The 761-nt window shown below is 62.2% G+C and carries 1 protein-coding gene; it reads left to right on the top strand.

The annotated features are described in order from the left end of the window. On the top strand, positions 1-654 hold a 654-nt coding region (locus tag HAQ05_RS27920), incomplete at its 5' end, for a DUF1983 domain-containing protein (RefSeq protein WP_190427625.1). Positions 655-761: the final 107 nt, after the last annotated feature.

The raw sequence follows: 761 nt of genomic DNA, 5'->3' as shown, positions 1-761 counted from the left end.
GACGACGGGGAAGGGGATCTGCAGGACGCGCTGAACATGTGGGCTACCCAGGCCGCCTACTCGAAAGAGGTAGTGGTGCGGGCGAACCAGAACGAGGCGTTGGTGCAGACCACCGAAACGTTACAGGTATCGGTGGCGAGCAACAGCAACGCGGCCGCACAGAACACCGCTGCTATTCAGACCGTGGCCACTGCCCAGGCCAATATCGACGGCACACTTTCGACCATGTGGTCGGTGAAGATGCAGCTTAATGCCAACGGGCAGTACGTGGCGGCCGGGATCGGGCTGGGGATCGAGAACACGGGCGCGGGCCTGCAAAGCCAGTTCCTGGTATCGGCAGACCGGTTCGCCGTCGTCGGCACCACCGCCGGGGGGACGGTCTTCACGCCCTTCGTGATCCAGAACGGGCAGGTGTACATCAACCAGGCGTTCATCGCCGACGGCACGATCACCAGCGCGAAGATCGGCGATTACATCCAGTCCTCAAACTACGTTGCTGGTCAGGCAGGTTGGCGCCTCGGGGTGAGTGACAACACGTTTGAGCTCAACGCCACCGTCAGCGGGGAAGGCCGCATGGTGATCACCAACCGGGCTATCAAGGTGTACGACGGTAGTGATGTGAAGCGGGTGCAGCTTGGAGACCTGAACGCATGAGCTGGGGCGCAAGGTTCTGGGGCGCGGACGGCACCCTTCAAATCGATGAGAACTCGTTCACGATCAGGGTGGTTCTTTCCACGCTGGTGACGTTCGCCGCCGGCGCC

Source organism: Pseudomonas typographi, assembly GCF_014694385.1.
Lineage (GTDB): Bacteria > Pseudomonadota > Gammaproteobacteria > Pseudomonadales > Pseudomonadaceae > Aquipseudomonas > Aquipseudomonas typographi.
Note: the sequence above shows the minus strand (reverse complement) of the source record. Positions and strands in the feature narration are given on the sequence as shown.